Raw genomic sequence first — 6268 nt, 5'->3', positions numbered from 1 at the left:
ACTGCTTTGAGGTTGTAGATAAGACTGACGAAGTCAGTAACATATACCTACGGCAAGGCGAAGTTGACGTGGTTTGAAGAGATTTTCGAAGAGTATAAAAGAAAGAAGCTGACAAAGGAGACAAGTATGGAACAAACATTTTTTATCATTAAACCAGATGGTGTAAAAAGAGGACTAGTGGGTGAAGTGCTGAAACGTATCGAACAGCGTGGATTTACAATCGAAAAATTGGAGTTGCGTACAAAGGTTTCAGAAGAGTTAATTGACCAGCACTATCAGGACTTGGTTGGTCAAAGTTTTTACCTACCGATTCGTGAATTCATGACTTCAGGCCCAGTTCTTGTGGGTGTCATTTCTGGTCCTAAAGTAATTGAAACTTGGCGGACTATGATGGGGGCAACTCGTCCAGAAGAAGCTTTACCAGGAACTATTCGAGGTGATTTTGCAAAAGCTGCTGGAGAAAATGAGGTTATCCAAAATGTTGTACATGGTTCAGATTCAGAAGAGTCAGCTAAGCGAGAAATTGCTCTTTGGTTTTAAGAGTGGATTGGCTCAATCAATCGGTTAAAAAGCTCATTTGAATAGAAAGTATAGTCAATTAGTTTAAGACATGACGCATGATATCAAACTTTTTAGTTTTTGATATGGTGCGTTTTTTGATTAAGTGACTATTAGTTCGTCTCGCTCCGTTAGGTGCGAGACAAAAAAACACCCGCTATGCGGGTGCGCGTCGAAGCTTATACCAAAAAAACTCCAAACGCGATACAATAAAGGTGTTCAAGCCAATTGTAAAGCGAAAGGAGAAAAATATGGCACAAAAGGTTCTGTTGTCCTGTTCTTGTTTCAATTGACTATATTTCTATACTTTTTCTTCCTTTCTCTGTGAAAATCGCAAGTTTTCCCACCTTTTCTCAATACTGAAACAACATCTTTCCAGAACTTCAATAATTTCTTTTTGTGTTAAATCATTATTTAACTCAATCTTTGGAGGCAATACGTTTTCAAAGCTACTTTTTTACCATAGGTTTTGAGCCTTTAACACAGATTACTAAGCCAAAAATGCTCTAAATTTTTGAAATTCTAACAAATCCCACTCAACTTCATCATCATCTTTGACTTTCACAATATCTTCCTCAAAATAACATGGAATAAAGATAGTTTTCTTTTGAAACGGTTGTAGGAGGAAAATCTCTCCTACACTATTATTGATTCTGAGAGAAAATTGCAAAATATCATCTACCAAACTTTCAATTATTAAGATTTTTTGCAGTTTATCTGAATTAGAATCGCAAGGCTTCTCAATAATATAATTGTCGAATTTTTTCATTCTAACTTCCTCTCCACTATTTCTTCCTTTATCAAGAAAAAGTTACCTCAATATTGATAAAGTACAATTCTAAATTAACTCCAATTATTGATTCATGATAATATTTCAGTAACTCATCGTGCAATTAAAAACAAGGATTTTTATTTCAGACAATCCATCGTGAACACTTCATCAGCCATCTCCCAAATTGCCGGATTATGTGTTGCGATAATGATTAGCCTATTATCATCTCGAAGAGATAGCAAAATCTCCATAATCAACTGAGAGGTTGCTGGGTCTATTGAAGCTGTTGGCTCATCTGCCAGAATAAAGGGTGGATTCTTTAAGATAATTTTTGCCAAGGCAACCCGTTGCGATTCTCCGCCCGATAACTCAAAGATGCGCTTATCTAGGTCAAGATAAGCCAGGCCGACCTGTTCTAAAGCCTGCTTCTGCCTCAACCGCTGTTCCGACCGACTCAACTTTTGACCAATGAGACCTAGCTTAAGGTTTTCTTCAATACTTTGGTTTTCAATTAAGCCAAAGTTCTGGAAGAGGTAGCCCAATTCGTGACGGAAAAAATCACTCGATTTATAATTGGCCAAGTCTTTACCTCGGTAAAAAATCGTCCCATCATAAGATTCTAATTTTCCAATCATGTTCATCAAGGTTGTTTTTCCGCTACCACTTGAACCAATTAAGGCATAGACTTTTCCAGCCTCAAATGTCATTGAAAGATTCGAAAATAACTCTCGTTCTCCAAAAGATTTACTCACCTGTTTAAGTTCAATCATATTAACCTCCCTTCAAAACAAGCATGGACATCTTGTTTTCTTTCTGCATTTGGACATGTAACTGTAAAAGAGATAGACCAGTAAAGAGTAACGAGACTAAGAAAGCAACTCCTATCTCTACCATAAGAAATACACTCGCAACAAATCCCAGTAAAAACACACCCAGTTGAGCAAAGAGATAAGTGCGATGGATTTCTAAGAACCTGAGACCTGCAATGCGTTTGATAAAAATGGCACGTCTAAATTCTTCAAAGTAGAGCCTATTCATAGTGTTAAACAACAAGATTGAAGTTGCAATCCCAAGCACAGCTCCTGCTAGCATTACCCAACGTTCCCTCTGGATATTATCCAATAATGTGATGTAGTTGTGGTAACCTGTTTGCATTTCTGAGACCCAATTTTCAATGCCTTGTCTCTGGATAAGCTCCTGGGCATCAGACAATTGATTAAAGAGAATGTAGTTCTGTACTGCGTCTATCCAAAACAAAATGGACTGTGGACCAGTTGATTGGGGTGTTATAACAATGATGATTGGATCTTTCAAAAACTGCTGGTAAGAAATAGGGGTCGTATTATACACAAAACGATCTTGACCTGATTCCAAATAACCTACCGTAGCAGTCATTTGCTGTCGTTCATCTTGACTAGACATGCGACTGGTTAAGTCGTCTTCAAAAACAGATTTATAATGTTCTTCCTCTGAACGGAGGTGTTCAGGCAGCAATAAGACAAACTCCCCTACATCAAGGTGATTCATCTTTTGCTCAATAGTTGTATCTACAGGAATGTTTTGACGCTCCAAGTATTGCGGTGTGACGATAAGGACATTGCCATTCGGGTTGTAATCGTGCCATTCTGTAGAGGTTATAAAGTTTTTGGAGGAAGCCATGCCATTTTGCAAAGTACGGTCAATTAACTGGTGTCTAGATAAGAAAGCCTTTTGTTCTGAAACAGCCAGATCCATCAATTGATACCAAGTTCTGAGTTTCCTTTGAGCTTGTTCATCAAAACCAGGACTCGTTCCTTCACGGCTGATTGATAGGGTAATCAGTTGCCTTTCCTGGCTCCAAGCCTCTTGTCCAATCCGATGCTGTTGCCAGGCTTGGGAATACTTTAAGCTACCCCCTATTCCCAGCGTTACAATAATAATCGCTAATAGTTGACCGATTAAAATCAAACTAATGATTCCTCTGACAGGCACTTGCCCTTTTATAATCTGCATCAGGTGTATCTTTTTTATCCCAACTGAGAAGAGTTGAGCGAAAAACAGGGAGATCGACAACAAGATGAGATTATAACTGAGCAAGCCTTCTCCTATGGTCATTAGGGATTGCGTTGGAAGCGACAGAATTTTTTGCATAAGAATGGCGAGCACGCCAGCTAAACTGAAACCAACAACTATCCCTTTCAAATCCTCACCAACTGGTCTAAGGAAAATGGACCACCGTTTCTCTCCCGAAATGAGGCGAATGCCCGACGACCGTAATTGGCTAATTTGACTAATTAAAGTCAGTGCTCCAAAGGTTAAGATGAAAATAAATAAACTGATTAACTGAAATCCGTTACTAAAGATAGCCATTAACGTAGATAGTTTAGATGGAATTGTCAGGTGCATGTTAGTCAAGCCAAGTTGACTTAGCTCCTCCCTTAGCAAGTGAATATCTAGGTTTCCATCGAATACAAAATAGTTTGTTTCAACACTACTACTTTGAGCATCTTCTAGATTTTTTTCCTGTAGCCCATCAGGCAACTTTCCGTTCCCAAAGGTCGTATAAGAAAACACTGGAGTACCTTCTGAGTTAGGATCTTGGTGTTGAATCGCAATAAAGCTATCCGTTTCTTCTGCTAGTTTTTCCAAGCGTGTAGCAACATGCTGAAAAGTTGTTTCAGGGGAAGAATCACGTACAACAACGTTGGGGTAATAATAGGAGACATATGTATCAGTCCAAATGGTGAATACCCAAACAAAGAACAAACTAGCAAGCAGGTTGGATATGAGTATAAATAATTTTTTCATAGTGCATTCCTTATTATAAAACGGAGGGCAAATACCCCTGACCTCTATAAACTAACAAGCTTACTAAATTATTGATAAAAGAATCTTCTTCAATTATTCTTTACCATCCCGCATCAAATTTTTAACATATTATTCCTCCTCTGAATGAAATATTATGAAAATGAGCGAAATGCAACTACATATTTTAATTAGAAATCTCAGTCTGAATTATAGTATCCTATTTTTCCCTCCTTTCTAACTGCATGTTCCTTTCTACAGACAGAGACCTAATTTTATAAACTAATCTTAAATACTTTAGACTTTGTAACTCATAATTTTCAATAGTTGGTTAGCTATGAAAGCATTTTATCAAACATCTCCATTCTTATATCTATCTGGTATTGTTACAAGCTCTCATAAGAATACCTTTCTCTAAATAGTTGAATTTTAAAGTAATACGACATCAATAAGCCTTCCCAACATCAAGACCATTGGACTTCTTTTGTGATTGCACTCGAATCTCCAATTGTCTATTCTTCTGAATGAATTGTTGGTAAGGAATTGTATTACTAAACATAAAAACACCTAGTAATGCAAATGTAACTAATTTTTTAATTCCACGTTTTTTTCTCATGCAATGAAACCCCTTTCTGTTTCCTTGTTTTTATTTTAACAGATATATTTTATTTAGCCAAGCATTTTTATGTAATTTTTGACTTTTTTTTAGTTTATTACCATAAAGAATTATTTATTCCTTTAACTTGCTATTTTGAACTAAAAATTTTATAATGAAATTAAGCAAATAGGAAGGTTTATTATCTTTAATGAATACACTCGCAGAGAAATTCAGATTGAAAAGAAAAGAGTTGAGACTCTCCCAACAAACTCTTGCAGAAGGAATTTGTGAACAAAGCCAGATTAGTAAAATTGAGAGAGGGCATTTCATTCCCTCCGCAGACCTTTTGTTCAAACTCTCACAACGACTTGAAGTCCCTTTGGATTACTTTTTCAATGAACAAATTGAAATTAAATCTAACCTCTCTAATTTCAAGCAATTATCTGCTCGACTATTAGATGATAGAAATTATGACGATTTAGAATATCTTTATAAAATAGAGGTTGAGCGAAGCACTTTTCTAACACTAGAAGACCGAACTTACCTTGAATGGATTAAAGCTATTATTGACTTCTATCAATATGACAGTAAGTGTGAGGCAATTTCTTCATTGGAAAATATATTATTAAAAGTCTCCTCAAATACTCTGATTTATTTAAAGGCGTTGAATACTCTATCTAATTTCTATTCCTTAGTGGGTCGTGAACAAGAATATGAGGCAAACTACTCTCATTTGATGGAGTTATATCAGACAAAAAATTTTGAGTATCAAGAGTTTTTATTTGGCTACATCAGAGTTCGTTACAACTACGCTCACTACCTAGTATCAAAGGAAAAATATAATGAAGCCATCCAAGAAGCTCTTGAGACGATTGAACTCTGTAAACAAAGACAGACAAGCTACCAACTGGCTCCTCTACTTATTCTTGTAGGAAATGCTGGAGCCAAATTTCTAGGCAAAGAACAAGTCAAAAATTATTATATAGAAGCAAGAGAGTTATGTAAGATTTATAACAATCCTTTAATGTTGATGAAGATAGAAAATTATTTGAAGGAATTAGATACTGTTTAGTTAATCTTGACATTATAGTTTTTCTGAAACGTTAAATAACCTGTAAGGCTGATAGTGAAATGAATACTATCAGCCTTATTTCAATTTATATTCTTCCAAAATCTCTTCAAACCACGTCAGCTCTATCTGCAACCTCAAAACAGTGTTTTGAGCAACCTGTGGCTAGCATCCTAGTTTGCTCTTTGATTTTCATTGAGTATTAGTCTCTAGTGTTTGTTTAGCGTCTTAAAAAGACATTTGAGAAGATTGAAAACAGTTCTCTCTTTTCTCCTAGTATAATGATTGGTAGGAAGGGAGAGAAAAGATGAAATCAATGAGAATCTTATTTTTGTTAGTCTTAATTCAAATTAGTTTGAGTAGCTGTTTCCTATGGAAGGAATGTATCTTGTCCTTTAAACAAAGTACAGCTTTTTTTATCGGAAGTATGGTTTTCGTTTCAGGAATCTGTGCTGGAGTAAATTATCTTTATACCCGTAAGCAAGAA

Annotated in this window: 6 protein-coding genes and 1 pseudogene; 3 read left to right on the top strand and 4 right to left on the bottom strand. The window is 36.0% G+C overall.

The genetic code is table 11. The features are described from left to right. Positions 1-126 precede the first annotated feature (126 nt). Positions 127-540 carry a nucleoside-diphosphate kinase gene (gene ndk / locus SMIDD26_RS09910; RefSeq protein ID WP_061439993.1) on the top strand — a complete coding sequence of 138 codons (414 nt, stop codon included), beginning with the start codon at positions 127-129 and terminating at the stop codon, positions 538-540. A 508-nt stretch (positions 541-1048) separates the two neighbouring features. Here the strand turns inward: ndk and SMIDD26_RS13640 are convergent. The 4 genes from SMIDD26_RS13640 to SMIDD26_RS13525 all read right to left on the bottom strand — a co-directional run bounded on the left by SMIDD26_RS13640 (position 1049) and on the right by SMIDD26_RS13525 (position 4730). Next, positions 1049-1327: a hypothetical protein gene (locus SMIDD26_RS13640; RefSeq protein WP_061439992.1), complete on the bottom strand. Its 279-nt coding sequence runs from the start codon at positions 1325-1327 to the stop codon at positions 1049-1051. Positions 1328-1467: 140 nt separating this feature from the next. Beyond that, on the bottom strand, positions 1468-2100 hold the full coding sequence (locus SMIDD26_RS09900; RefSeq protein ID WP_061439991.1) for an ABC transporter ATP-binding protein: 633 nt from the start codon (positions 2098-2100) through the stop codon (positions 1468-1470). A gap of 1 nt (position 2101) precedes the next feature. After that, the gene (locus SMIDD26_RS09895; RefSeq protein WP_061439990.1) at positions 2102-4117 is read right to left on the bottom strand and encodes a bacteriocin-associated integral membrane family protein; all 2016 of its coding nucleotides are present in this window, start codon (positions 4115-4117) and stop codon (positions 2102-2104) included. A gap of 442 nt (positions 4118-4559) precedes the next feature. Beyond that, a complete protein-coding gene (locus tag SMIDD26_RS13525; protein WP_061439989.1) occupies positions 4560-4730 on the bottom strand; it encodes a PhrA family quorum-sensing system peptide in 171 nt (56 codons plus the stop codon). A gap of 190 nt (positions 4731-4920) precedes the next feature. Here SMIDD26_RS13525 and SMIDD26_RS09885 point away from each other — a divergent pair, with 190 nt between their 5' ends. Further along, positions 4921-5784, top strand: a complete 864-nt coding sequence (locus tag SMIDD26_RS09885; protein WP_061439988.1) for a helix-turn-helix domain-containing protein — start codon at positions 4921-4923, stop codon at positions 5782-5784. Between the two features lie 304 nt (positions 5785-6088). Further along, positions 6089-6268 (top strand): annotated as a pseudogene (locus SMIDD26_RS09880) (hypothetical protein); the annotation flags it as partial.

This window comes from Streptococcus mitis, from assembly GCF_001579035.1.
GTDB classification, from domain to species: Bacteria; Bacillota; Bacilli; order Lactobacillales; family Streptococcaceae; genus Streptococcus; species Streptococcus mitis_J.
Note: the sequence above shows the minus strand (reverse complement) of the source record. Positions and strands in the feature narration are given on the sequence as shown.